The 24,454-nt window shown below is 60.0% G+C and carries 23 protein-coding genes; 9 read left to right on the forward strand and 14 right to left on the reverse strand.

The features are described from left to right. Nucleotides 1-19: 19 nt before the first annotated feature. Both CAK95_RS28410 and CAK95_RS28415 read right to left on the reverse strand, forming a co-directional pair. On the reverse strand, nucleotides 20-172 hold the full coding sequence (locus CAK95_RS28410) for an aa3-type cytochrome c oxidase subunit IV (protein ID WP_086091018.1): 153 nt from the start codon (nucleotides 170-172) through the stop codon (nucleotides 20-22). Between the two features lie 103 nt (nucleotides 173-275). Next, the gene (locus tag CAK95_RS28415) at nucleotides 276-1,637 is read right to left on the reverse strand and encodes an ABC1 kinase family protein (protein ID WP_086091019.1); all 1,362 of its coding nucleotides are present in this window, start codon (nucleotides 1,635-1,637) and stop codon (nucleotides 276-278) included. Between the two features lie 90 nt (nucleotides 1,638-1,727). Between CAK95_RS28415 and CAK95_RS28420 the strand changes: the two genes are divergently transcribed. Then, nucleotides 1,728-2,480 (forward strand): hypothetical protein, encoded by a 753-nt coding sequence (locus CAK95_RS28420; protein ID WP_147413595.1) that lies wholly within the window; start codon nucleotides 1,728-1,730, stop codon nucleotides 2,478-2,480. 15 nt (nucleotides 2,481-2,495) lie between these two features. Here CAK95_RS28420 and CAK95_RS28425 read toward each other — a convergent pair whose 3' ends face one another. Next, entirely contained in the window at nucleotides 2,496-3,278 is a 783-nt protein-coding gene (locus tag CAK95_RS28425) for a 3-hydroxybutyrate dehydrogenase (protein ID WP_086091718.1), read from the reverse strand. A gap of 155 nt (nucleotides 3,279-3,433) precedes the next feature. Here CAK95_RS28425 and CAK95_RS28430 point away from each other — a divergent pair, with 155 nt between their 5' ends. Beyond that, nucleotides 3,434-4,138 (forward strand): SIMPL domain-containing protein, encoded by a 705-nt coding sequence (locus CAK95_RS28430; RefSeq protein WP_086091021.1) that lies wholly within the window; start codon nucleotides 3,434-3,436, stop codon nucleotides 4,136-4,138. A 23-nt stretch (nucleotides 4,139-4,161) separates the two neighbouring features. Here the strand turns inward: CAK95_RS28430 and CAK95_RS28435 are convergent, their stop codons facing one another. Next, nucleotides 4,162-6,057, reverse strand: a complete 1,896-nt coding sequence (locus CAK95_RS28435) for a M3 family oligoendopeptidase (RefSeq protein WP_086091022.1) — start codon at nucleotides 6,055-6,057, stop codon at nucleotides 4,162-4,164. Nucleotides 6,058-6,265: 208 nt separating this feature from the next. Here CAK95_RS28435 and CAK95_RS28440 point away from each other — a divergent pair, with 208 nt between their 5' ends. The 6 genes from CAK95_RS28440 to CAK95_RS28465 all read left to right on the forward strand — a co-directional run bounded on the left by CAK95_RS28440 (nucleotide 6,266) and on the right by CAK95_RS28465 (nucleotide 15,244). Beyond that, nucleotides 6,266-8,614, forward strand: a complete 2,349-nt coding sequence (locus tag CAK95_RS28440) for a tetratricopeptide repeat protein (protein ID WP_086091023.1) — start codon at nucleotides 6,266-6,268, stop codon at nucleotides 8,612-8,614. A gap of 88 nt (nucleotides 8,615-8,702) precedes the next feature. Continuing rightward, nucleotides 8,703-9,011 (forward strand): type II toxin-antitoxin system RelE/ParE family toxin, encoded by a 309-nt coding sequence (locus CAK95_RS28445; protein WP_086091024.1) that lies wholly within the window; start codon nucleotides 8,703-8,705, stop codon nucleotides 9,009-9,011. Nucleotides 9,012-9,015: 4 nt separating this feature from the next. After that, a complete protein-coding gene (locus tag CAK95_RS28450) occupies nucleotides 9,016-9,378 on the forward strand; it encodes an addiction module antidote protein (protein ID WP_086091025.1) in 363 nt (120 codons plus the stop codon). 248 nt (nucleotides 9,379-9,626) lie between these two features. Continuing rightward, a complete protein-coding gene (locus CAK95_RS28455; RefSeq protein WP_086091719.1) occupies nucleotides 9,627-11,114 on the forward strand; it encodes a sigma-54-dependent transcriptional regulator in 1,488 nt (495 codons plus the stop codon). A gap of 150 nt (nucleotides 11,115-11,264) precedes the next feature. Beyond that, nucleotides 11,265-13,319, forward strand: coding sequence for a L,D-transpeptidase family protein (locus tag CAK95_RS28460; RefSeq protein WP_120265383.1), 2,055 nt, complete (start codon nucleotides 11,265-11,267; stop codon nucleotides 13,317-13,319). Between the two features lie 251 nt (nucleotides 13,320-13,570). After that, the gene (locus CAK95_RS28465) at nucleotides 13,571-15,244 is read left to right on the forward strand and encodes a peptidoglycan L,D-endopeptidase MepK (protein WP_157699786.1); all 1,674 of its coding nucleotides are present in this window, start codon (nucleotides 13,571-13,573) and stop codon (nucleotides 15,242-15,244) included. Nucleotides 15,245-15,278: 34 nt separating this feature from the next. On the opposite strand, the gene CAK95_RS28470 is transcribed toward CAK95_RS28465, so the two are convergent. From CAK95_RS28470 to CAK95_RS28475, 3 genes are all read right to left on the reverse strand, one after another. After that, nucleotides 15,279-15,893 carry an HdeD family acid-resistance protein gene (locus CAK95_RS28470; RefSeq protein ID WP_086091028.1) on the reverse strand — a complete coding sequence of 205 codons (615 nt, stop codon included), beginning with the start codon at nucleotides 15,891-15,893 and terminating at the stop codon, nucleotides 15,279-15,281. 270 nt (nucleotides 15,894-16,163) lie between these two features. Beyond that, nucleotides 16,164-16,346, reverse strand: coding sequence for a hypothetical protein (locus CAK95_RS29495; RefSeq protein WP_147413597.1), 183 nt, complete (start codon nucleotides 16,344-16,346; stop codon nucleotides 16,164-16,166). Nucleotides 16,347-16,793: 447 nt separating this feature from the next. Continuing rightward, on the reverse strand, nucleotides 16,794-17,132 hold the full coding sequence (locus tag CAK95_RS28475) for a DUF1236 domain-containing protein (protein ID WP_086091029.1): 339 nt from the start codon (nucleotides 17,130-17,132) through the stop codon (nucleotides 16,794-16,796). A 327-nt stretch (nucleotides 17,133-17,459) separates the two neighbouring features. On the opposite strand from CAK95_RS28475, the gene CAK95_RS28480 reads away from it, so the two are divergent. Further along, nucleotides 17,460-17,750, forward strand: coding sequence for a hypothetical protein (locus CAK95_RS28480; RefSeq protein ID WP_147413599.1), 291 nt, complete (start codon nucleotides 17,460-17,462; stop codon nucleotides 17,748-17,750). Between the two features lie 60 nt (nucleotides 17,751-17,810). On the opposite strand, the gene CAK95_RS28485 is transcribed toward CAK95_RS28480, so the two are convergent. The 7 genes from CAK95_RS28485 to urtA form a co-directional block, all read right to left on the reverse strand. Continuing rightward, nucleotides 17,811-18,170: an FmdB family zinc ribbon protein gene (locus CAK95_RS28485; protein WP_086091031.1), complete on the reverse strand. Its 360-nt coding sequence runs from the start codon at nucleotides 18,168-18,170 to the stop codon at nucleotides 17,811-17,813. Nucleotides 18,171-18,251: 81 nt separating this feature from the next. Continuing rightward, entirely contained in the window at nucleotides 18,252-19,481 is a 1,230-nt protein-coding gene (gene fmdA / locus CAK95_RS28490; RefSeq protein ID WP_086091032.1) for a formamidase, read from the reverse strand. Between the two features lie 95 nt (nucleotides 19,482-19,576). Then, entirely contained in the window at nucleotides 19,577-20,266 is a 690-nt protein-coding gene (urtE, locus tag CAK95_RS28495; protein WP_086091033.1) for an urea ABC transporter ATP-binding subunit UrtE, read from the reverse strand. An 8-nt stretch (nucleotides 20,267-20,274) separates the two neighbouring features. Next, nucleotides 20,275-21,021 (reverse strand): urea ABC transporter ATP-binding protein UrtD, encoded by a 747-nt coding sequence (gene urtD / locus CAK95_RS28500; RefSeq protein ID WP_086091034.1) that lies wholly within the window; start codon nucleotides 21,019-21,021, stop codon nucleotides 20,275-20,277. A gap of 9 nt (nucleotides 21,022-21,030) precedes the next feature. Beyond that, nucleotides 21,031-22,164, reverse strand: a complete 1,134-nt coding sequence (gene urtC / locus CAK95_RS28505; protein WP_086091720.1) for an urea ABC transporter permease subunit UrtC — start codon at nucleotides 22,162-22,164, stop codon at nucleotides 21,031-21,033. A gap of 8 nt (nucleotides 22,165-22,172) precedes the next feature. Continuing rightward, nucleotides 22,173-23,099 (reverse strand): urea ABC transporter permease subunit UrtB, encoded by a 927-nt coding sequence (urtB, locus tag CAK95_RS28510; RefSeq protein ID WP_086091035.1) that lies wholly within the window; start codon nucleotides 23,097-23,099, stop codon nucleotides 22,173-22,175. Nucleotides 23,100-23,200: 101 nt separating this feature from the next. Then, nucleotides 23,201-24,406: an urea ABC transporter substrate-binding protein gene (urtA, locus tag CAK95_RS28515; protein ID WP_086091721.1), complete on the reverse strand. Its 1,206-nt coding sequence runs from the start codon at nucleotides 24,404-24,406 to the stop codon at nucleotides 23,201-23,203. Nucleotides 24,407-24,454 lie beyond the last annotated feature (48 nt).

The following is a 24,454-nucleotide window of genomic DNA, read 5'->3' on the forward strand; positions in this document are numbered from 1 at the left end:
CCGCCCCTTCAGCCCGCTGTCAAAGCAGGAAATAGGCCATCAGAAGGAGAATACCGATGACGATGCCGACAGCCCATTTGGTGAGGGTCAGAAAAGCGACATAGGTGCGCTCGTGCTCCCGGTAGTCATTGCCGTCGGCCGTTGTGTAGGCCACTTCGCTGTGTTCAGCCATTCCAGTCCTCGTAAGGCGATCGTTCCCAATCCGGTTACCGCAATTGCGCCACAAGGGCAACGGGACGAATTAGGATGTCGGTTCGGCGTGGTGAAAATCGCGCTCAACCGGGCGGCACAAGGCCAACCTGCGTCAGTATGGCCGCCTGTTTCGACGCCACCTGAGCTACAGAGAAATTTTCTATCGCCTCATTGAAAAGTTGGTGGAAATTCAGTTCAGCGTGCAGGTGCAGAAATACACCGCCGAGCCCGATGGCGGCGCGGTCCATGAATACGAATTCACGGGGCACGCGCACCGGCCCCTTTTCTTTCAGCGCCTGATGCACGCGGAAGGCTTCGCGCCGGCCATATTCGCCCGGTTTGACGCCATCGGCGATGCTGCGCACGCGATCGTCAAGCAGAGGACCGTAGATGAAGCGCGCCCAAATATTGAGGATATCGATCAATTCACGTGACAAACCTTTGAAGCCCCAGGTCTCGTAGGCGTGAACGACCTTGGCATCGTCGCCGTCGCGCAGACCATGATAGAGATCGACCACGCCGCCGACGAAACGCGGCGGGAAAATCCGGATACAGCCATAATCGAGAAGATTGATTCCGCCCGGTTCGCCGTTCTCCTCGAACACGCTGTAATTGCCAAGATGCGGATCGCCGTGAATGACTCCGAAGCGGCTGAACGGAAACCACCATGCGGTGAACATTGCCCGGGCGATGCGGTTGCGATGCTCGAGCGATGCCTCCTTGTAGGTCAGCAGCTTGTTGCCTTCGAGCCAGTCGAGCGTCAGAAGCCGCGCTGTCGAAAGCTCGGGCCATACACGCGGCACATGGATCAAATCGGTCCCTGACAGCATCTCGCGATAAAGCGCGACGTGTTTCGCTTCACGCAAATAGTCCAGTTCCTCGCGAATGCGCTCGCCAATCTCCTTGTTGATCTCGCTGGTGTCGATCGCCGGCTCCATTCGGCGGTGCAGAGCGAACAGGAGCTTGAGCTGTTTGAGGTCGGCTTCGACCGCGGACTGCATGTCCGGATATTGCAGCTTGCATGCGAGTTGTGTGCCGTCATGCGCGCGCGCCTTATGCACCTGCCCCAATGATGCAGCGGCCGCCGGCTTGTGCTCGAATTCGGCGAATTTGGATTGCCAGTCCGCGCCGAGTTCCGCCATCATGCGCCGCTTGACGAAAGCCCAGCCCATTGGTGGCGCTTCGCTCTGCAGTCTGGCCAGTTCGGCGACATATTCCTGCGGCAGCGCATCGGGAATGGTGGACAGAAGCTGCGCCACCTTCATGATCGGGCCTTTCAGCCCGCCCAGTGCCGCTGCCAGTTGTGCCGCGTTTTTGGCCCGATCGAGATCAATACCGAAGAACCGTGCACCGGCGATCCGCGCTGCCACACCACCGACATCGGTTCCTACCCGCGCATAGCGCCGGGCGCGGGCTGAAAAGCGATTGGCTTCGGAATCCGTCATGCAGGTCAAAGCTAGGTGCTCAGATCATGAAACGCCAGTCTCTGGAAAGCGATAGAGCGGCATGACAGAATGACGAAAATGGAGTCGGCCATGCGCCAGATCGTCGCCCTGCTTGTTCTCGTCTTTCTCGGCTTCCCCTCGCAGGCTTCGGCTCAGGACGGTCCGCGGCTGTCACTGGCCGCGGTTCAGGCGTCGAAAGACTTCAAGGCCTACCTTGACAAAACGGCTAACGACAAAAACCAACTCGATCTGTCATCCCCACCCGGTTCGACATTATTCGCAGCGATCTTCGACACGAAGGCCGTCGAAGCCCTGCCACCACCGACAGGCCCCGATCTGCCATGGCTCTCGGAATGGCTCGGTGTTGCGGCCTCCAGCTATGTTGGCATTATTAACTTCAGTGCTGATCCCCGGGGCGAGCCATTGCAGAAGGCAGTGCAGGAAAACGTCGCCCGCTATGAAGACAATCTTTCAGTCGCGATGGATTTCCTGCTGCGATTGATGCCGCGGATGGCCATTGCCGCCGATGCCTTCATGGAATCGCTGCCGGAAAAGGATCGCAATCTGCCGGCGCGGCAACAGGGCATGGCGCAGGTGCGTAACGGTTATATGCAGACCGTGACAGGCGCTATCACCTTCATTGGCGGCAGCCCGAAGGCGGACAATTCGCGGCTGCTTGCAAAGGCGCTGCGGGACACGGTCGATGTCTGGAGCAAACGCGCCAACGCCGAGGAACGGACCCAGTTCCTATCACAATTGGCGCAAGCTCGCACAGGCGCCAAGGATTCCACCGTCGACGATCATTTGATCGCAGTTTCAACCGCTATTGCCGCGATTCAATAATCACCAGTCGCCCCACTACTGCGCCGTCCAACCGCCATCAACACCGATGGATTGTCCGCGGATCTGCGCCGCGGCATCCGAACACAGAAACACCGCGACACCGCCGAGTTGTTCGGGCGTCACGAATTCGAGGGATGGCTGCTTTTCACCTAACAATTCGAGCTTGGCTTTCTCGACCGAGATGCCCTCGTTCGCTGCACGCGCGTCGATCTGCTTTTGCACCAGCGGCGTCAGCACCCAACCGGGACAAATCGCATTGCACGTCACCCCCGTCTTTGCGGTTTCCAGCGCAACGACCTTGGTCAGACCAACCAGGCCGTGTTTCGAGGCCACATAGGCGACCTTCTCGGCGCTGGCAACAAGACCATGCGCGCTGGCAATGTTGATGATCCGCCCCCAATTGCGATCCAGCATCTGCGGCAAGGCTGCGCGAGTGGCATGGAAGGATGACGATAGGTTGATCGCGATCACCGCATCCCATTTCTCGGGCGGAAAATTCTGGATCGGCGCGACGTGCTGAATGCCGGCATTGTTGACCAGGATATCGACATGGCCGAGCTCCGAGGTTGCGTGTTGCACCATCTTTTCGATCTCGGCCGGCTTTGACATATCCGCCGGTGAATAGACCGCGCGGACCATGCATTCACTCTCGATGCCTGTGCGCAGCTTTTCGATCTCGCCGGAGTCGCCGAAGCCGTTCATGACGATGTCGGCGCCAGCACCCGCCAGCGCCCGCGCGATGCCAAGTCCAATGCCTGAGGTCGAACCAGTAACAATGGCGACTTTGTTCTTCAGCATGTCGTAAATCTCCATGGGCGAGCCGATCTTGCTCATGATCGAAATCACGTCCCGTGTCATTTGAAAACATCTCCATTCGGAGAACAGCCATTCAGGCTGACACACAATTGCCGTGCCGAGTGACTATCCGGCGTCGGCAATCTTTGGAGATTCGTATGAGCCATCGTCTATCTGCCGCCTTCATCGTACTTTGTCTCGCCTGCACGGGCGCTTCTGCGCAGCAAAACACGGCGCGTGTTCCGAGCATCAGCGTGCAGGGCGAGGGCCGCGTCGATACCGCGCCCGACCATGCTAAACTGACCGCCGAAGTCGTGACTCGCGGCAAGACACTGGAAGCGACAACGGCAGCGCATCGCGAGCGCGCGACCAAGGCCGACGGTATCCTGCGCGGCATGGAGAATGACGGATTGAAAATCGAACACGCGACATTCCGTCTCGACCAGAGCCGGCTGCCCGCGCCTCCCGGACAGAAGCAGCCAGAGCCAGAATATGAAGCGGTGACATCGTTCTCGCTCAAAACGGATCGCGTGGCTTCGATCGACCAACTCGTCACTGCCATTGCCGACAGCGGGCTGTTCGAAATCCAGAATCTGCGATTTGGCATTGAAGAAAAAAATCCGGCCATTGCCGCCGCCCGACGCGATGCCGTCGCCGACGCCCGCGAGCGCGCCAAGACCTATGCCGAAGCTGCCGGCCAGCAACTCGGTGAAGTGCTGGAAATGTCCGACAATTCGGCGCGTCCTATGCGCGACATGGCCGCGCCGATGGCCATGCGTGCCAGTATGAAGGTCTCGCCGCCGGAGACGCTGTCTGTCACGGCGATGATCAACATGACCTGGCGAATCGTGCCTGCGCCGTAAGCGGCGCGGCCATTCTCCCAATGTCAGGACGCTGTGCGGTCCAATTCCTCCAGCTCAGTGATTAGGCGGTCGACGACGCCGAGGCCGCCATTCCAGAAATCGGGGTCGCGAGCATCGAGGCCAAAGGGGGCAAGAAGCTCCGAATGGTGCTTGGTTCCACCCGCCGCGAGCATGGCTAAGTACCTGTCTGCAAAGCCGGATTCGGCCTTTTCGTAGACCGCATAGAGCGAGTTCACAAGGCAGTCGCCGAAGGCATAGGCATATACGTAGAAAGGCGAATGTACGAAGTGAGGAATATAGCTCCAGAACACCTCATAGCCTTCTTTCAGCTCGATTGACGGGCCGAGGCTCTCCTTCTGCACCTCCAGCCAGATCTCGCCGATCCGCTCGGCCGTGAGCTCCCCGTGCTTGCGCTCGGTATGGACCCGCCGCTCGAACGTATAGAAGGCGATCTGCCGGACCACCGTATTGATCATGTCCTCGACCTTGGACGCGAGCATCGCCTTGCGTTCGAGGGGATTATCGATCGTCGCCAGCAGCCGCTTGAAGGTCAGCATCTCGCCGAACACGCTTGCCGTCTCGGCCAGCGTCAGCGGCGTCGGCGCCATCAGCGGACCGTTCGGCGCCGCCAGCACTTGATGCACCCCATGGCCAAGCTCGTGCGCCAGCGTCATCACGTCACGCGGCTTGCCCTGGTAATTGAGCAGCACATACGGATGCGCCGACGGCACGGTCGGATGGGCAAAAGCACCGGGCGCCTTGCCCGGCCGCACCGGCGCGTCGATCCAGCGATCGTCAAAGAAGCGCTGCGCGATCTGTGCCATCACCGGCGAGAACGCGCCATAGGCCGACAGCACCGTCTCGCGCGCATCCGGCCAGCGGATCGTGCGCATCGGCACCGCCGGCAGCGGCGCATTGCGATCCCAATGCGGCAGCCGCTCCTTGCCGAACCATTTCGCCTTCAATGCGTAATAGCGGTGCGACAAGCGCGGATAGGCCGCCTGCACCGACGAGACCAGCGCATCCACGACTTCGCGCTCGACCCGGTTCGACAGATGCCGCGCATCGGCGACATCGGCAAAACCGCGCCAGCGATCGGAAATGTCCTTGTCCTTCGCCAGCGTGTTGGTGATCAGCGAGAAAACCCGCACATTGTCCTTGAATGTGACGGCGAGCGCTTCAGCCGCGCTCTTGCGCTTCTTTTCATCGGAGTCCTGCAGCAGGCTCAGGGTCGGCTCAACCGCCAGTTCCTGCCCGTCAACCTTGAAGCGCAGCGCCGAGATCGTTTCATCAAACAGACGATTCCACGCCGAGTAACCGCTGACCGACTTTTCATGGAAAAGCTGCTCGATCCGGTCTTCGAGCTGATAGGGTTTTTCCTTCCGCAGATCCTCGATCCAGGGCCGGTAATGGCCGAGCACCGGATCCTGCATCGCCTTTTCGATCGCGGCATCGTCAACGCGATTGAGTTCAAGCGTGAAGAACAGAAGATGCAGCGAGATTGCGGTGATGCGCTCCTGCACGTCGCCATAAAATTTCGCGATAGTCGGATCGGCGGTGTTGCCGGCGTAAACCAGCCCGGCAAACGACATCAGCCGGCCGAGCAAATCCTCGATCGCTTCGTAGCGGCGGATCGGTTCGACCAGCGACTGGCCGGGCTTCGCACTTTTGGCGAGATCATCCAGCCGGCCCTTATACGACTTCTCGAAAGCGATGCATTCGGCTTCCGCCTTGTCGAGATCGCGCTTGAATTCGGGCGCGTCGATCGATGGGTAAAGATCGGCCAGATTCCATTCCGGCAAAGGACCGAGGTCGACAGCCAGTTTTTCGCCTGGTTTGACAGCGTCGCTTGATTTGCTGGCGTCGCTTGGCTTTGCACCAGCTTTCTTTGACTTTGCTGCGGCGGCTGGTTTGGACATGGTCGGGATGCGCTCGCTGACGGGCTCTTTGCGGGGGTTGCCAACATATCGCCTCTTAGGCCGCGCTCCGCAACCGCATTGCGGAGAAAATCATTCTTCGCACAAGCGTCATGCGCTTCAAAAAGCCGAAACATTCGCGTAGTTTCCGCCGCCTTGCGGCCTGAACGGCTGCTTTCCCAAGGATTAGTTCGAATTAAGGACGCTTTGCATGAACCGCAAAGAACGACGCGCCGCGCAGAAACGAGGCAGCCCCACCGCCTCCCCCATGGCGGCGACGCTTGCTTCGGCCTTCCGGGCCCATCAGGCGGGGCACCGGGCCGACGCCGAGCGGTTGTATCGTGACGTCCTGATGACGGAGCCGGGCAACGCGGCGGCGTTGCACCTCCTCGGCGCACTCCTGCACCAGAGCGGCCGCACGCGTGAAGGGCTCTCGCTGATCGGCCAGGCTGTCGCCATTGAACCACTCAATGCCGATTACCAATACAATTTCGGATTGATCCTTGCGAGCGCCGGACGGCTGGACGAAGCCGCCTCGCATTTGCAGAAAGCACTTGTTCTCAATCCAAAATACGCCGCGGCACATTTCGAGCTTGGGCGCCTGCATGCACAGGGAGCACGCTGGCCAGAAGCCGCCGCAAGCTTCCGGCAGGCGCTGACCTTGAAGCCGAACGATGCTGCAACCCTCAACAATCTCGGCATGGTGCTGCGGGAACAAGGACAACTTGCCGAAGCCACGACACTATGGCAGCGCGCCATCTCGGCAGCCTCGTCATATCCGCTCGCGCACATGAATCTCGGCCTCGCCTATCAGGCACAGGGAAAGGCCGACGACGCCATCGCCAGCCTCAATCGCGCGCTCGAACTTGCGCCCGGCAATGCCGAGGTGACACACAACCTTGCCGTTGCATTGCTGAATCATGGCCAGCACGAGCAGGCGTTGCAGACCATCATGCGCAGCCTCGACAAATCAGCAAGCGCTGAACTGCGCGCCCTGTTCGTCACCTGCCTCACCACGATGCCGCGTGTTCCAGCGGAGGATCGTATCCGCAATCTCGCGGCACGCGCGCTCGTCGAGGGATGGTCACGCCCCGATCAGCTTGCGTCCATCGCCACTACCATTCTGAAAAACAATCCGATTATGTCCAGAGCCGTTGCGCTGGTGAACCAGCATTGGCCGCGACCGGTGCCGGTGCAAGAGATGCTCGGCCCGGGCGGCCTTGCGGTCATCGCACAGGACGAGCTTCTGGCCGCCCTCCTTCAGTCCGCGCCGGTCGCCGATATCGAACTGGAGCGTGTCCTGGCGGGACTGCGCTTCGCGTTGCTGGCGGACGCGCGCCAGAGCGATGGCATTGCAAGCGCCGAAAAGGTCGTGCGCCTGTCGGCTGCATTGGCGCAGCAATGCTTCCTCAATGGCTATGTCTGGGTGCAGTCGGAGGATGAAGCCAACCACGTGCGCGAGTTGCAAAAAGCGGTCACGGCGGCACTCGAAAATAAACAACCGGTCGCGCCGCAGTGGCTGACATCGATTGCCGCTTATGTCCCGCTTCATGCGTTGCCGATCGCCGGGCAATTGTCGAAACAAACTGTAGGCGAGCCGCTGACACTGCTGCTGGATCGGCAGATCAAGGAACCGGCGGAGGAAGCGGCTCTGCGTCCGTCGATCCAGATCATCGCCAAGCCCAGCGATACCAAAACAAGCGATGCACCGGACGATACGCCAGCGCCCCGCTGGACAGCGGTGACGCCGCAACGACCCATATCCGTCGAAGCGTATCTCCGACGCGGGTTTCCGGACGCGGATGTCCGGACGTCCGACAAAAACGAACCGTTTGATATTCTCATCGCCGATTGCGGCACCGGGCAATCGGCGATCGAGATGGCCGCCCGTCATGCCGGATCGAATATGCTGGCGATTGATCCGAACGCAGCCAATCTGGCTTATGCAGCCCGTCAGGCTCGGCGGTTGGGTCAATCAGCGATCGGTTTCGCGGTTTGTGACGATCTCAGTTCGGTCAAGCAAAGCTTCGATGTGATCGATGCCACTGGCGCGATGAGCAAAGCTGCAAATGCTGAACAGACGCTTGTAATGCTCACATCTCTGCTGCGGACCGGCGGCTTCATGCGTGTCGGCATTCAGGGCGAAAATCTGCGCCGGGCGATCAAAAGCGGTCAGGATTTTGTCCGCAGCGGCAATTATCAATCCGACCAAGACGGCATTCGTCTGCTGCGGCAAAATATTCTGAAATTATCGGAAGGGCATCCCGCCCGCATTCTGTCGCAGCGCGTGGAATTCTATACCACGGCGACATGCCGCGACCTTCTTTTCCGCCTTCAGGAGCCGACAGTGACGCTTGCGAATGCCGCAATGCTGCTGACGAAGGCCGGGCTTGCCGTCATCGGCTTCGATATCGATACGCGTATCGGCGATCGATACCGCGCTCGCTTTCCGCAAGATCCCCGCATGACCAACTTTGCCAATTGGCAATCGCTGGAAAGCGGAGAACCGGACATGGCGGCGATGAGCTACAATGTGTGGGTGCAGAAGATCTCCAGTTGAGAACTACGGAACCCACCAGCTAGAATGGTCAAATATTTTCAGGAAGTTTTGTTGCCGATCCATTGAATGTAATTTATAGGTTACATATATGGCTGACACAGCCTTTGATGTCCGGGTAACCGAGGAATACAGAAAATGGTATGCGGGGATACGCGACATTGAAGCTAGGGCGCGTATCCGGACGAGACTTCGCCGATTGTCGTTAGGCAATCCCGGCCAAACGAGGCCGGTTGGCGAGGGCGTGAGCGAACTCAAGATTGATTACGGCCCCGGCTATCGGATCTACTACGTAAAGCGCGGCAAAGTGATCTATCTTCTGCTCTTCGGTGGCACCAAGAAAACACAGCAAAATGACATTCGAACCGCGCTGGAACTGGCGAGACTATTGAAAGAATAAAACCATGGCATTGAAAACATATCCTTGGGACCCCGTCGACGAACTCACATCTGAAAAAGAGATTCAGGCTTATCTGGCAGCCGCCTTAGAGGATGGCGATCCTGCTCTCGTCGTTGCGGTGATCGGCGACATTGCAAGAGCGCGCGGCATGGGCAAGGTGGCCAAGGACGTCGGCGTGTCGCGCGAGGCTCTCTACAAATCGTTGAGCCCGTCAGGCAATCCAGGCTTCATTACGATGATGAAAGTTGCAGAAGCGGTCGGACTTAAGTTTACAGTGCAGCCTGCCAAACGCCGACGGCGTTCCACGCCGGCTCTTCGCGCAAAAAAAACAACAGCTCCCAAACGACGGCGGCTGAAGGCTGGCTAGTGTCCTGAAACCGAAGTTCGCATGATTATGCCGCCCCTCTTTTGCGAACTTCGGATTCAGGACACTCGCAACATATTGATTTTAGTGTGGTTAGGATCGGAAGTCCGCTTGGCGAGGGTGCAGCAACAATGAAGCGGATTTCCGATCCACCACACTAGTCGCCTCACTTAACACCCTGTTAAGTGAAACTGCCGACACTGCCCCGAAACGGCACAACCATGCCGCGGTTCAGCGTGTCGGGAGATTTCATGTCCGAGTGCATCCTTGTCGTCGATGACGATCCGGTTCAGCGTCGCCTGCTCGAGAATATGGTGCGCAAGTTCGGTTACGACGCGATCGTTGCCGAAGGTGGCGAGGAAGCGGCCCGCATTCTGAATGGCGACACGCGCGTCGATGGCATGATCCTCGATCTCGTGATGCCCGATCTCGACGGCCTTGGCCTGCTCGCGCGCATGCGCAGCGAGGGCATTTCGATCCCGGTGATCGTGCAGACCGCGCATGGCGGCATCGACAACGTGATCTCGGCGATGCGCGCAGGCGCCGCCGATTTCGTGGTCAAGCCGGCGAGCCCCGAACGCCTGCAGGTCTCCTTGAAGAACGCGCTCAACACCAGCGCCCTCGCCGGCGAATTGCAGCGCATCAAGCGCAGCCAATCCGGCACGTTGAGCTTCCGCGATATCGTCACGCGCAGCCCGGCGATGAGCGCGGTGATCAATCAGGCGCAGAAGGCGGCAACGTCGACGATCCCGGTTCTGATCGAGGGCGAATCCGGCGTCGGCAAGGAACTGATCGCGCGCGCCATCCACGGCAGCGGCGATCGCCGGGCCAAGCCATTCGTTGCGGTCAATTGCGGCGCGATCCCCGACAATCTTGTCGAGTCGATCCTGTTCGGTCATGAGCGGGGCGCCTTCACCGGCGCCACCGAAAAGCATGTCGGCAAATTCGCCGAAGCGAATGGCGGCACATTGTTTCTCGATGAAGTCGGAGAATTGCCGCCGGCCGCGCAGGTGAAATTGCTGCGCGCGTTGCAAGAGGGAGAGATCGAACCTGTCGGTGCGCGGCGAAGCTTGCCGGTCGATGTCCGGGTGATCTCGGCGACCAACCGCAATCTCCTGGCCGATGTGAGGTCCGGCCGTTTCCGCGAAGATCTTTTCTACCGGCTGCACGTCTTCCCGATTTCCGTTCCGCCACTGCGCCAGCACGCCGAAGACATCCCGGATCTGGTCCGCCATTTCCTGGCGCGGTTCTGCGCTGAGGAAGGAAAGACCATCAAGACGGTCACCGGGGACGCCATGGCGTTGCTGAGGGGGTTACGGTGGCCCGGTAACGTTCGCCAGCTCGAAAATGCAGTGTTCCGCGCGGTGGTATTAGCGGATGGCGACGAGATCGGATTGCACGAATTTCCGCAGCTTGCCGGCCGCGATGCCGATAGCGGCTCATCCGCATCGCTGGTTCCGGCCGACGCTCATCAGCACGCCGCCGAGGACCTCGTGATCGAAGCCCTGCCGGCCTTCCATCCCGATCACCTCCCCTTGCTTCAAGGCGAGCATTTGCGGCCGCTCGACGAGCTCGAAGCCGATATCATCCGCTATGCCATCGCCCATTACCGTGGGCAGATGTCCGAGGTCGCGCGCCGCCTGCGAATCGGGCGATCGACGCTGTACCGCAAACTCGAAGGGCTCGGCCTGTCGGACCCGGAAAAGCCGAAAAGTCCCGATCCAGTGGCCGCCGAGTAACATTTCCGGCGATAACGCATTGAGGCCTTGCGTTATTGCCGCAGCGACATTGCCTCACGACAAATTTTCGCGTCTGTTGCGGCACGTTCGGCTATGCTGCCTACATGCAACGAATCCTTTCTTTTCCGGGACTTGGCTGAGGAGAATGTAATGCGCGGCCCCTTACTCGACCGCATTCTGGCGAGCACCGCGCTCGCTCTCGTTCTGGGAATGTCCGTCCCCGCATTGTCGCAATCGGTCGATCCGGAAGAGACGGCCCGCGTCGAGTCGCGCATTCCGGTGCCGGACACAACGCTCCCCCCGCCACCCGATGCGACCGACGTGATGTCGCCGATGCCGGCGAATACCGGGACGGTGGATGCGGCACCCGCCGCCGAAACCTCGTCAGAGCCCGCGAATCAGGCAGCCACACCAGCGCCGGTGGCCGAACCGGCTGCGCCATCGACAGCGACCGCTCCGGCCGCAACACCGGCGGCTCCGACAGCTTCAGCCCCGGAAGCCGCACCGGCCAAGACCGCAGATGTCGACCCGGCCTTCGCTGACAAGCTGCGTGATCTGCTCACCGCCAAGACCGCGAGCCGTTACTTCGCGCGCCCGGCCGAACGCGCCGCCGCCGAAGCCTTCTACAAGGACCGCAACTACGCGCCGATCTGGACCGACGGCCAGGCACCGTCAGCCCGCGGCGCGGCCGCCATATCCTATCTGCAGAATGTCGATGCGGATGGCATGGAGCCGGCGGATTACCCGACGCCGGATTTCAAGACCGGCGATAGCGATGCATTGGCGGAAGCCGAATTGCGGCTGACCGGCGAAGTGCTGGAATATGCGCGTCACGCCGCGATCGGCCGCGTGCATTATTCGCGCATCAGCAACGACATCGGCTTCGAGCTCAATACGCCGGAGCCGGCGGATGTGCTGGCCAAGATCGCCGGCACCGACAATCTTAGTCAGGCGCTGGATTCGTATCAGCCGCAACATCCGCAATACAAGGCGCTGAAGGCGAAGCTCGCCGAAGCGCGCGGCAAGGCTGCAGCGCCGGCGGAAGAGATTGTGCGCATTCCCGAAGGCGGCAAGTTCAAGGTCGGCGCGGAAGACCCGCGCGTGCCGCTGCTGCGCAAGCGCCTGAAGATGAGCGACGACGAGACCAGCCTTGTCTATGACAAGGACGTCGTCGACGCGGTGAAGAAGTTCCAGCAGGGCGCCGGTCTCAGCACCGACGGCATTGCCGGTCCCGCCACGCTTCGCGCATTGAACGGCGTCCAGAAGCGCGAGCGCACCGCCGACATCATCGCCGCCAATATGGAACGGTGGCGTTGGATGCCGCATGATCTCGGCAAGAATTACGTGATGCTCAATATCCCTGAATATCGCGTGCGTCTGTTCAAGGATCAAAAGCTCTATTGGGACACCAAAGTCGTTGTCGGCAAGCCAACCCAGGCGACACCGCTCATGACCGGTTCGATGAGGTTCATCACCGTCAATCCGACCTGGAACGTGCCGCCATCAATCATTGCCAAGGAATATCTACCGGCCGTGCGTCAGGACCCGACCGTGCTCGATCGCATGGGCCTTCGCATGGAGCAGAACCGCGACGGCACCGTGCGCATCTATCAGCCGCCGGGTGACCGCAACGCCCTCGGCCGCATTCGCTTCAACTTCCCGAACAAGTTCCTGGTCTATCAACACGATACGCCGGACAAACATCTGTTCGCGCATGAGCGGCGCGCCTACAGCCATGGCTGCATGCGTGTCGAGAACCCGCTGATGTATGGCGAGAAGCTGCTGTCGATCGTGGCGCCAAACGAGAAATACACCGCGGAAAAACTGCGCTCGATGTATGGCCCGTCGGAAATCAACATCAACTTCCCGACGCAATTGCCGGTCCACCTGACCTATCAGACCGCGTTCGTGGACGATGCCGGCAACCTGCAGATCCGCGACGATATCTACAATCTCGACAAGCGTTACCTTGCGATCGTCCGCGGTGACGAGCGCCGGGTGGCCGATATCGCGACACCACGCGCTCCGACCGGGACCAATATCAGCCAGGACCAGCTCCGCTTCGAGGGCGTCCGCGAAGCCCGCGAGATGAGCCCGTTTGCCGACTGGTTCCAGTCCCGCCAGGCGTCCAATAACCCGAATGACCGCCGCCGCGGGGCGCAGATGAACGGACCACAGGACTTCTTCAGCCGATTGTTCCGCTAGGGCGGCGCTCACCCGTTAGGCCACTGACCGACCCTTTTCAGGCGCCGTCCGTTAACCCTGCCGGTTGACGGACGGCCTTTGCCGTTGGGAAGAGGCCATTTTTTGCCATACTCTGTCCCTATCACGAATGCTTGAATTCGTCGGGGGACACTAATCTCACGTTAACTCCACTCGGTAACACTGCGTTCACCATGGCCGCGGGGGTCTCGCGGCGTCAGCGTTCATTCTTTGTCATTTCAGTAGGATCGTTCGTGCCAGTCGGTAACGCGCGCAAGGCCAGAGTTCTGACCGCCATCCGCGTCTCACAGCGCCTTGCGCTCGCCTCAGCCCTCACGATCATCAGCGCCAACAACCTGAACACCGCCGTCGCCAATGGCGATACCCGCACCATCACGATGCACCATACGCATCGCGGCGACGACATCACCGTCACTTTCAAGCGCAATGGCCGCTATGACGACGAGGCGCTGAAAAAGCTCAATTACTTCCTGCGCGACTGGCGCACTGATGACGTCACCACTATGGATCCGCAATTGTTCGATGCGGTCTGGGAAGTGGCGCGCGAATTCGGTCCCGACAAGCAGATCAACATCATCTCGTCCTATCGCTCGCCGCGCACCAACGAGATGCTGCGCGGCCGTTCGGCTTCGAGCGGCGTCGCCCGCCATAGCCTGCATATGCAGGGCAAGGCGATGGACTTCTTCATCCCCGGCGTGCCGCTGGACAAGATCCGCGAAGCGGGACTGCGCCTGCAGCGCGGCGGCGTCGGCTTCTATCCGACCTCGGGCTCGCCCTTCGTGCACATGGATGTCGGCAATGTCCGCCATTGGCCGCGCATGACCCGCGATCAGCTCGTCCGCGTCTTCCCCAATGGCCGCACCGTGCATCTGCCCACCGACGGCAAGCCGCTGGCCGGCTTCGCGTTGGCCCAGGCCGATATCGAAAGGCGCGCCTCCTCGCCCTCGGCTTATGAAGCGGCCCGCATCGCCAGCGCCGATTCCAAGAAACCCAACACCCTCACCCGCCTGTTCAGCAGCTTGGGCAAGAAGGAGCCGGCCGATGGTACGCCTGCCGCGGCTGCAAAGCCGACGCAGATCGCAGCCGCGGGCACTCGTGACAATCTCTTTGCCGGCATGGACACGGCGGCGCCATTGCCTGCTCCGGCCCCGGTTGGCGTAGCCGCGTCAGCCCCGGTGCCGATGCCGAAATCGCGCCCGGCTGCCGCTGACCGCCGGATGGTCGCCGCGGCACATCCTGTTGCCGAACCGGCCGAGGTCTCCGGCACCTATACGCTGGCCGCCGCCAGCACACCGAACGACATCATCCTGTCGCGCGGTTATTGGCATGGTCTGCCGGAAACCCCGGATGAGAATTCCGCTCTCCGTCGCCGTGGCCCTGAATTGGCTTCCGCCGATCACTCCACCGGCAGCATTGGGCCCTTCGCAGCGCCTCCCGGCTATGGCGAAGGCAAACTCCGCCATGCGTCGCTGTCTTACGCCAGCCAGACCGAACCGGAGATGGAGCCAGCACCGCAACGCGCCAAATCGGCTGCCATCCCGCGTGCAGCCGCCATTGCCGCGAATACCACGATCGCCTCGAAGGCCGGCCCCAATGCTCCGACCGAAGTGCAATCCGCTCCGGCCATGGTGACCGATGCCCGGGAGATCGAACAGCGCCGCTGGGATGGTCCCTGGATGCGGGCGCTGATCATGACGCCAAGTGTCGAGCACTTCATGAACACGACACTCTATGGCAGCCAGGATTTCCTCAGCCTGCGGCCAATGCTGCAGAAGCCAACCGAAATGGTGCTGATGGCCTTTGCACCGGAGCCCAATTCCAATCTGACACATGTTCGCTTCGAAGGCCGGGCGATCGAATTCATCGCCACCGCGACCTTCACGCCGCGCACGACGGCCTTCCGCTAACTTTCAGCCTGCGCTCACCTTCGCCGGCGTATCGCTACGCTGGCGCGTGGTGCTGCCTCAACCGAAACGCGAGCGCGATGTTGACTGCGCCGAACAGGACCGCGAACCAGGCAATCAACCAGACCAACGCCAACGCCCCCGCGCCCGGCTGAACGATCAGGATCAGACCAAAGGCGACCGACAGAAGACCGGCGAGGATCAGCAACCACTCACCCTCGATTTCCTTGCGCAGCTTGACGGCCCCCCAAATCTCCATGACGCCTGTGACGATCGCCCAGGCTGCGACGAACATCAGAAGAATGACCGCCGTTATTCCCGGCCAGGCGAAGGTCAGGATGCCGGCAGCGATGCCGGCAATCCCGACGATGCCCAGCCACCAGCGGGGGCCAACCGTCATTGAGGTCATTGAGGGCAACCGCCCTGAAAGGGCAGCCCACAGAGCGAGGACGCCATCAACCAGGGCATAAGCGCCCCAGAACAGAACGAGGGTAAGAAGGGTGATGCCCGGCCAGAAGAAGGCCAGGACACCGAAAACGATGGCGGCGATTCCGCGCAGCAGCAGAAGCCACCAATTGTCGGCCAAAGCGCGTAGCATCAAAACGTTGTTCAGCGGCGAGGCCGGCCCGGTTGGAGCGTGCATGCTGGTCATTGCTGACCTCCTTGGACAGATTGCCAAAGAATTTAACGGCGCGTGTTCGAAAAAAGTTCCCGTCCCGGGCGGCCCACTCAGGACCCGGTTCATCCGGCGCAGCCGCTTTGGGCCCCCCTGGGGGCCAGTCTTGCTGCCCGGTTTCCGTGTGTCAGGCGGTCGCGGCGGCGGCCTGTTCAATCAAGTGAATTGAGCTTTGCTCGGGCTGCCGTCGTAAGGCGATCGCGCCTTTGGGCAGAGCGAAGATAAGGGTTAAAGCGTACGGGCGTCTCAAGTCCTTGGTGGCGCGTCTCCGCGATCGAACACCGGCAGCTTGTTCGTGTTGTCCTTCTTTCCGATCGGAGTTTCCTCAGCGCCTTTGCGCGTCGACTCGGTATAGGAATCGAGACCGTCGAGTGTCTCGTTCGCCTGGCTTCCGCTATCGTGTTTTTTCGGCTCCACTCGTCCTGCCATTTTTTGCCTCCTATTTCTTTTCCTTTCTGTTTCGAAGTGCAGCTGCTCTCCACTGGATGAGCCTCCGTATTCGTCCGTTCAAACCTCACTGACGCTTGAAGTTCCAGGACCTGCGGACGCGCGCGCTGTGGGAAAATTGCTGTTGAGCTGCAACTTTCACGTGGTTCGTCGGTTTCTTCACTGTCGCACACGCTGGCGACAATCCCTCCCCCCTCCCCCCTGTTCGCCAGTGCGCTGTGACCCACACGCGTCCGGGTCAGGCTGCATGCCGGGCGCGTGCGGCTTGCTCGCGCAATACCTTCGACGTTGGTGAGGCGCGAGGCCCGTCGCACGTTTTGAGAGGACCAATCGCTTCCGCTTGAAACGAAAGGCCACCCCGGAAGAAGAAATATCTTCCACTGGACGAAAGTCCGCCGCACCCTGTCGATGCGGCGGCATTCACATCGTTTAATCAAGGATATGGACGACGCGCCGGCTATCCGGCTCGACGAAGTAGACTCGGTCACCCGAATAGACATACCGATACTTCGAGGCCGAAGGTCCCCAGTCGGCCGGTGCAGAGCGAATTTCAACATCTTCCGGGAGAGTTGTGCCGACAGTGACTTGTTCACGGAAAGTGACGGGGCGCTCGCGCTTCACGTACTCCCTAACGATGGTGCGCTGTTCGGGCGAAAAATCGATACCGGCACCGACAGGGCCTACGCCGACGCCAACCGTCTGTGCATTGGCGAGCGGCGCTGCAACGATGGCTATTGCTGCAACGCCGGCGAGCAGAATGGATTTCATCTGGTTTTCTCCCTGTTGCGTATGATTGTCCGGTCATGAAACGTGGAGCCAAGGCCAGCGTTCCAGATGGCTATGCGTTGCAGCAGATAGTCGACGTCTGATTTCAGAGGCGGCTCGAGTGCCCGTCTGTTTCGCGTTGCCGCAATGCGCTCACTCGCGCCAGGGCCCAATCCCGACAAGCAACGCGCGGCAACAGCAATTCGGCACGCGACAAGCATGGTCCGAGCCGCGGCCCATACTTCTTTGAAGATTTTGGATATCGCGGCTAGTTGAGGCCGTTACCCCTCGCTCGGAACCGGTTCCCTCATGACAGCGTTGGCTATCACCATGAGCGACGCAGTGTTGCAGTTTCTGGAGTTACTTCGCTCTGGCGAGGGTGTCGCTGAGCAGGCCCAACGCATTTTGGCTTCCTACCGGTGTCAGGAGGCGGATATGTCAAAAGTTAAACTGGTAAAGCGTGTCCGCGGAATGCTTTCCAACGGTACCGCTACGGAGCTGCGCAGACGAGCGAAGGACGCTCGACGCAGGGCCGGAACGTCTACCAACGACATGGACCGGCTTGTTCAAATTCGCCGCGCCCGCGACTTCGAAAAATTGGCCGAAGAGGCGGAGCATTGAGCTGTCCGCGGCTGCTGTGTCGACCAGCCAAATCGTCGCCTCTTATTCCCGTGCAGGCCTTCAATGCGAAATCATCCAAGGCCGGCTGGTCGGGAAGCTTTTTGAACCGTCTTTGCCGCGCGCGGTGAAACGCGAGAATGTCTTGCTACCGCCGGAACAGCAACTGCAACCCTTGCCGTGCCGGTCTGCCTGTTCGGCTTTGAATTGAGCAGACGTTCGCGGTGCATGCGCGTTCTTTTCGTTGGTCGCATGGGCGACGCGCCGCTCCGAGGACAGGCCGGAAAAATGCGGCGCCGTGAGAATGACCCTCTGCGCCAGGGCGCCGCAATCGGGGCAAGCCTGCGGGAGATCGTATTCGGCCATCGGCCGCATGTCCGTGAAAGGACCGCAACTGGTGCAGAGATAATCGTAGATGGGCATGGTTTCACTCTCATCTCATTCCGTCTCATCCTGAGGAGCGCACCGAGAGGTGCGCGTCTCGAAGGATGAGGCGGATGTGGGCTACTTGTCCGGCGACATCGGAATATCGACACCGCCCTTGATGTGCTTGATCGGTCCGGCGGCGCTCGGCATGACATCGAAATCGAAAATGTCGGTCGGCAACCACAAGGTGGCGCAGGCATTCGGAATATCGACGACGCCCGAGATATGACCCTGCACCGGCGCGGTACCAAGGATGGCGTAGGCCTGCGCCTTCGAGTAGCCGAACTTGGTCAGATATTCGATCGCGTTCAGGCAGGCCTGCCGATAGGCGATATGCACGTCGAGATAATGTTGCTTGCCCCATTCATCGACCGAGATGCCTTCGAAGATCAGATAATCGTTGTAGGTCGGCGTGATCGGCGACGGCTTGAAGATCGGATTCTTGATGCCGTATTTCGAAACACCATCCTTGATCAGCTCGACCTTCAGATGCAGCCAGCCGGCCATCTCGATCGCACCGCAGAAGGTGATTTCGCCGTCGCCCTGGCTGAAATGCAGATCGCCCATCGAGAGCCCGGCACCTTTGACATAGACTGGGAAATAGATCTTCGAGCCGCGCGACAGATCCTTGATGTCGCAGTTGCCGCCATGCTCGCGCGGCGGCACGGTCCGCGCGCCCTCGGCTGCAACCTTGGCTTTCGCGTCGCCCCTGGCCATACCGGCATGCGCAGTCGACGGGAATGGTGGATTGGCGAGCGGCGGCACGCGCGTCGGATTGGTGGCGATGAAATCCACCTCGCGTTTGTTCCAAGTGTCGAGCAGCTTCTGATCCGGCAGACAGCCGATCAGACCGGGATGGATCAGACCGGCAAACTTGACGCCGGGCACATGACGCGAATGCGTATAGAGGCCGGAAATATCCCAGATCGATTTCTGGGCCATCGGGAAATGATCGGTGAGAAAACCACCGCCATTGTTCTTGGAGAAAAAGCCGTTGAAGCCCCAGAGGCTCTCGGGCTTCGCCCCCACATCAAGCAGATCGACTACCAGAAGATCGCCGGGCTCGGCGCCTTCCACCCCGATCGGGCCCGAGAGGAAATGCACAATCGAAAGATCGATGTCGCGCACGTCGTCCGCGGAATCGTTGTTCTTGATGAATCCGCCGGTCCAGTCATACGTCTCGATAATGAAGTCATCGCCCGGCTTGACCCACGCGACCATCGGGATGTCTGGATGCCAACGGTTATGGATCATCTCGTTCTTGTAGGGAGATTCCGACAGATCGACTTTGACGACGGTTTTGGGCATGTTTCCTGCTCCTTCACTTGAACTTTTAAAGAGGCACACAGAATGAACCGCCGGCTGGCGCGCGCCCCTGGCGCCGGCACAGCAGAGAACGGGGTTTAAACCGCGAGAAAGCGCGCAATGGCGGCCTCATCGACGCGGTCGCGGGTATCGGAATGGACGATGCTGCCGTTTTCCATCACCAGAATGCGGTCCGCCGCATCCAGCACGAAACTCAGCACCTGTTCGCAGACGACGATGCAGAGATTCTTGAGATCGCGGATCTCCTTGAGAACCTTGGCGATGTCCTTGATGATCGAAGGCTGTATGCCTTCGGTCGGCTCGTCGAGGAGAAGAATTTTCGGATCGCTCGCCAGCGCCCGCGCGATTGCGAGCTGCTGCTGCTGCCCGCCGGACAGATTGCCGCCCCGGCGCTTTTCAAATTCACGAAGGATCGGAAACAGCGAATAGATTTCGGGCGGCACGTCGCTCTTGCCGGTGACCACAAGCCCGGTCTCGATATTCTCCTTCACCGTCATGGTGCCGAAGATCTGCCGGCCCTGCGGCACATAGGCCAATCCCTTGGCGACCCGCTGGTGGCTTTGCAGCGCCGACACATCGCTGCCGTCAACCATGATCTGCCCCGACCGCGACGGCATCACGCCGATCAGGGATTTCATCAATGTCGATTTGCCCATGCCGTTCCGGCCGACCACGGCGACAATTTCTCCGGGCTTCACCGCCATATTGATGTCGTGCAGCACCGTGCTTTGACCATAGGCGGCGGAAAGATTGCGGACTTCAAACATCTGTTTCCTCAATGTCCGAGATAGACTTCCTTGACTTTCGGATTGTCCTGGATCGCCTCCATATTGCCTTCCGCCAGCACCTGTCCCTGATGCAGCACGGTGACATGATGGGCGATGCTCGCCACGAACTTCATGTCGTGTTCGATCACGATCACGGACCGGTTCTTGATGATTTCCTTGAGCAACTCTGCAGTTTTAACGCGCTCGGACACGCTCATGCCGGCGACCGGCTCATCAAGCATGAGCAATTCGGGATCCTGGATCAACAGCATGCCGATCTCGAGCCATTGCTTTTGGCCATGGCTCAGCGTTTCGGCGAGCTGGTCGAGATGCTTTTCCAGAAAAATCATGCGCGACGTCTCGCGCACGCGCTCGACAATCTCGTCAGTTCGCTTCCAGAATAGGGCGCCATGCACATCGCGCCCGCGCGGGAATGAAATCTCCAGATTCTCGAAGACGGTCAGATCTTCATAGATCGACGGTGTCTGGAATTTGCGACCGATACCGCGCCTGACGATCTGCTGCTCCTTGAGCCCAGTGATTTCCTGATCCTTGAACTTGATCGAGCCTTCACTCACTTTGGTGCGGCCGCAGATCAGGTCGAGCACCGTGGTCTTGCCGGCGCCATTCGGGCCGATAATCACACGCAGCTCACCCTTATCGACATAGAGGCTGAGATTATTGACCGCCTTGAAGCCGTCGAACGATACAGTGACGCCTTCGAGCGCGAGTAGAAAATCGGTGTTGCTGGACATGCTGCTTTCCTACTCTGCCGGCGCCGGTTGCGCGTTCGCCTGCTCGCTCGCCGCGCGAGAGCGCGACATCAGCTTGGAGATGAACGGAATCATCTGATCGGTCACCAGGCCGGCAAGGCCGCGCGGGAAAGCCAGAACCACAGCGATGAACAATCCGCCCATAGCGAACAGCCAAAGTTCCGGAAAACTTTCGGAGAACAGCGTCTTGCCCCAGTTCACGAGCAATGTGCCGACCACCGCGCCAACCAGCGAATGACGACCGCCGACCGCGCAAAAGATCACCATCTCGATCGATGGCACGATCCCGACAAAGGACGGCGACATGAACCCGACCTGCAGCGTGAACATGGCGCCGCCTATTGCGGCGATCGCGGACGCCAGGCAAAAAATAAAAATCTTGAAATTGGCGACGTCGTATCCCGAGAAGCGGACACGATCCTCTTTGTCGCGCACGGCGACCAGAATGCGTCCGAGTTTGCTGGTCAGAACAAAGCGAGCCAGAAACATTGTGCCGAGCAAGCAAAGACAGCAGACGAAGTAGAGGATGTATTTAGCACCGTCGGTGCGGATGTCCCAGCCGAGCAGCGTTCGCAGGTCGGTGATACCGTTGATGCCGCCGGTATAGCCCTGCTGGCCGATGATCAGGATGGTCATCACGGCGGCGAGCGCCTGCGTGATGATGGCGAAATAGACGCCGCCCACGCGCCGCTTGAACATCGCGGCCGACAGTACGAAGGCGAAGAAAGCCGGGACCGCGATGACCGCGATCAGCGTGAAGGGGAACGATTTGAACGGCACCCAGAAGAACGGCAGCTCCGTGATCTGATTCCAGTCCATGAAGTCCGGAATGCCCGGCGTGGACTGGATCTTGGTGTTGGCGGGCGACGATGCTTCGAGCTTGAGGAACATCGCCATGCAATATCCGCCGAGACCGAAGAACACACCCTGCCCGAGACTGAGGATGCCAGTATGCCCCCAGCACAGGACGAGACCGACCGCAACGAAGGCATAAGTGAGATACTTGCCGACCAGGTTGAGCCGAAAGATATCGAGGGCGAGCGGCAATACCACCAAGATCAACAGAGCGATCAGAGCGAAGCCGATGAGTTCGAGATTGCGTTTGTTTGTTATTGCGGCCGGCATGACGACGGTCACCTTCTGACCTTGAGGACGAAGAGACCCTGCGGGCGCAGCATCAGGAGGCCGATCACGATCAGCAGGGTGAGAACCTTTGCCATCGATCCCGACAGGAAAAATTCGAGGGTCGATTGCGATTGGGAAATGGTGAGCGCCGACGCGATCGTGCCGAGCAGGCTTTGTGCGCCTCCGAACACAACGACCAGGAAGGTATCGACGATGTAAAGTTGGCCCGCGGTCGGACCCGTCGAACCAATCATGGTGAAGGCGGAACCCGCGACGCCGGCAATGCCGCAGCCAAGACCGAAGGTGAGCCGGTCGACGCGGCGAGTATCGATGCCGACGGCGCCGCTCATGGTGCGGTTGGTCACCACTGCGCGCACCTGCAAGCCCCAGCGCGAGCGGAACAGAAGCAGCGCGACGATGCCGGTAATAACAAGCGTCAGCCCCATCACGAACAGGCCGTTAATCTGCACATCGATCGTGTCGGTCACCGGCAGCGAACCCATCATCCAGTTCGGCAGCTGCACGCCCACTTCACGCGCGCCGAAAATAGAACGGAAGGCCTGTTGCATGATCAAGCTCAAGCCCCAGGTTGCCAGCAGCGTATCGAGCGGACGAGCATAGAGACGGCGTATCAACAACCACTCGACAGCAAGCCCAAGCGCGCCGGAGACGACGAAGGCGATGGCCATCGCAACAAAGAAGTAGGCGCTGAAAAGAAGCGGAACGTATTGTTCGAAAACATTCGAGGTCAGATAGGTCATGTAGGCGCCGAGGATCATGAACTCCCCGTGCGCCATGTTGATCACGCCCATCTGTCCGAAGATGATGGCCAGTCCGAGCGCCATCAGCAGAAAGACCGAGAACAGGATCAGGCCGGAAAAGGCCTGCATCGCGAAGATCGAGCCAAGCTCTTCGAGCGTAAAGCCGCCAAACATCGCGCAACCTCGTGCGTGCACCGCCGGCAGCGGTGGCAATTGCAGAAACAATAAAGAAGACAGGCGTCCCGGCAGACCTCGCGCCGGGACGTTCGCGACGCCTATTGGTAGCCCTTCGGGAATGGATCGGGCTCGACCAAGTCCGCGGTCTCAAAAATCAGATCATATTGGCCATTGGTTTTCGCACGGCCGACGCGCGTCTTCGACCAGAGATGATGATTCTCATGGACCTTGACGTAGCCCTCCGGCGCCTCCTTGAATTCGACACCGGGCGAGGCGGCGGCAATCTTGTCGATATCGAACGAGCCTGCTTTTTCGACGGTCAATTTCCACAACCATGGTCCGAGATAGGCGGCCTGGGTGACGTCGCCGATCACCGTCTTCTCGCCCCACATCTTCTTGAAGGCGCCAACGAATTGCTTGTTGTTCGGATTGTCGAGTGACTGGAAGTATTTCATGCAGGCATAGGCGCCGGCGATGTTCTCACCGCCGATGCCGTCGATCTCATCTTCGGTGACCGAAATGGTGAGCAGCGTCTGCTTGTTGAGATCGACGCCGGCTGCCTTGAGCTGCTTGTAGAAAGCCACGTTCGAGCCGCCGACGATGATCGCGTAGATCACATCGGGCTTGGTCAGCTTGATCTTGTTGATGACGGAGTTGAACTGGGTGTGGCCGAGGGGGAAGTATTCTTCGCCGACCACCTTGGTCTTGAGGAAGTTTTCGATATGCTTGCGGGCGATCTTGTTCGACGTGCGCGGCCAGATGTAGTCGGAGCCGAGCAGATAGAAGGTCTTGGCGCCCTTCTCCTTCGCCACCCAGTCGAGGCCGGCGATAATCTGCTGGGTTGCTTCCTGACCGGTATAGATGACGTTCTTGGACTGCTCGAGGCCTTCATAGAAGGTCGGGTAATAAAGCATGCCGTTATATTGCTCGAACACGGGCAGCACAGCCTTACGGGAGGCCGAGGTCCAGCACCCCATCACCGACGCGACCTTGTCGTTGACGAGAAGCTTCTTGGCCTTTTCCGCGAAGGTCGGCCAGTCGCTCGCACCGTCTTCCTGGATAAACTTGATCTTGCGGCCCAGCACGCCACCCGACGCATTGATCTGCTCAATGGCGAGTTTTTCGGCCTGGACCGAGCCGGTTTCCGAGATCGCCATTGTGCCGGTCACAGAATGCAGAATTCCGACTGTGACCTCCGTATCGGTGACCGCCAGGCCCGTGGTGTTCACCTTTGCTGTCGGAAATTGCTGAGCCAGTGCGGCCGACGGCAGCAGCGCGGCCGCCGATACCGCCGCCGTGCCCATGAGCAATTGCCGCCGCGACAGAGCTTCCAAATCGAAAGGCTGTTTTCC

Source organism: Pseudorhodoplanes sinuspersici, assembly GCF_002119765.1.
Classification (GTDB): domain Bacteria; phylum Pseudomonadota; class Alphaproteobacteria; order Rhizobiales; family Xanthobacteraceae; genus Pseudorhodoplanes; species Pseudorhodoplanes sinuspersici.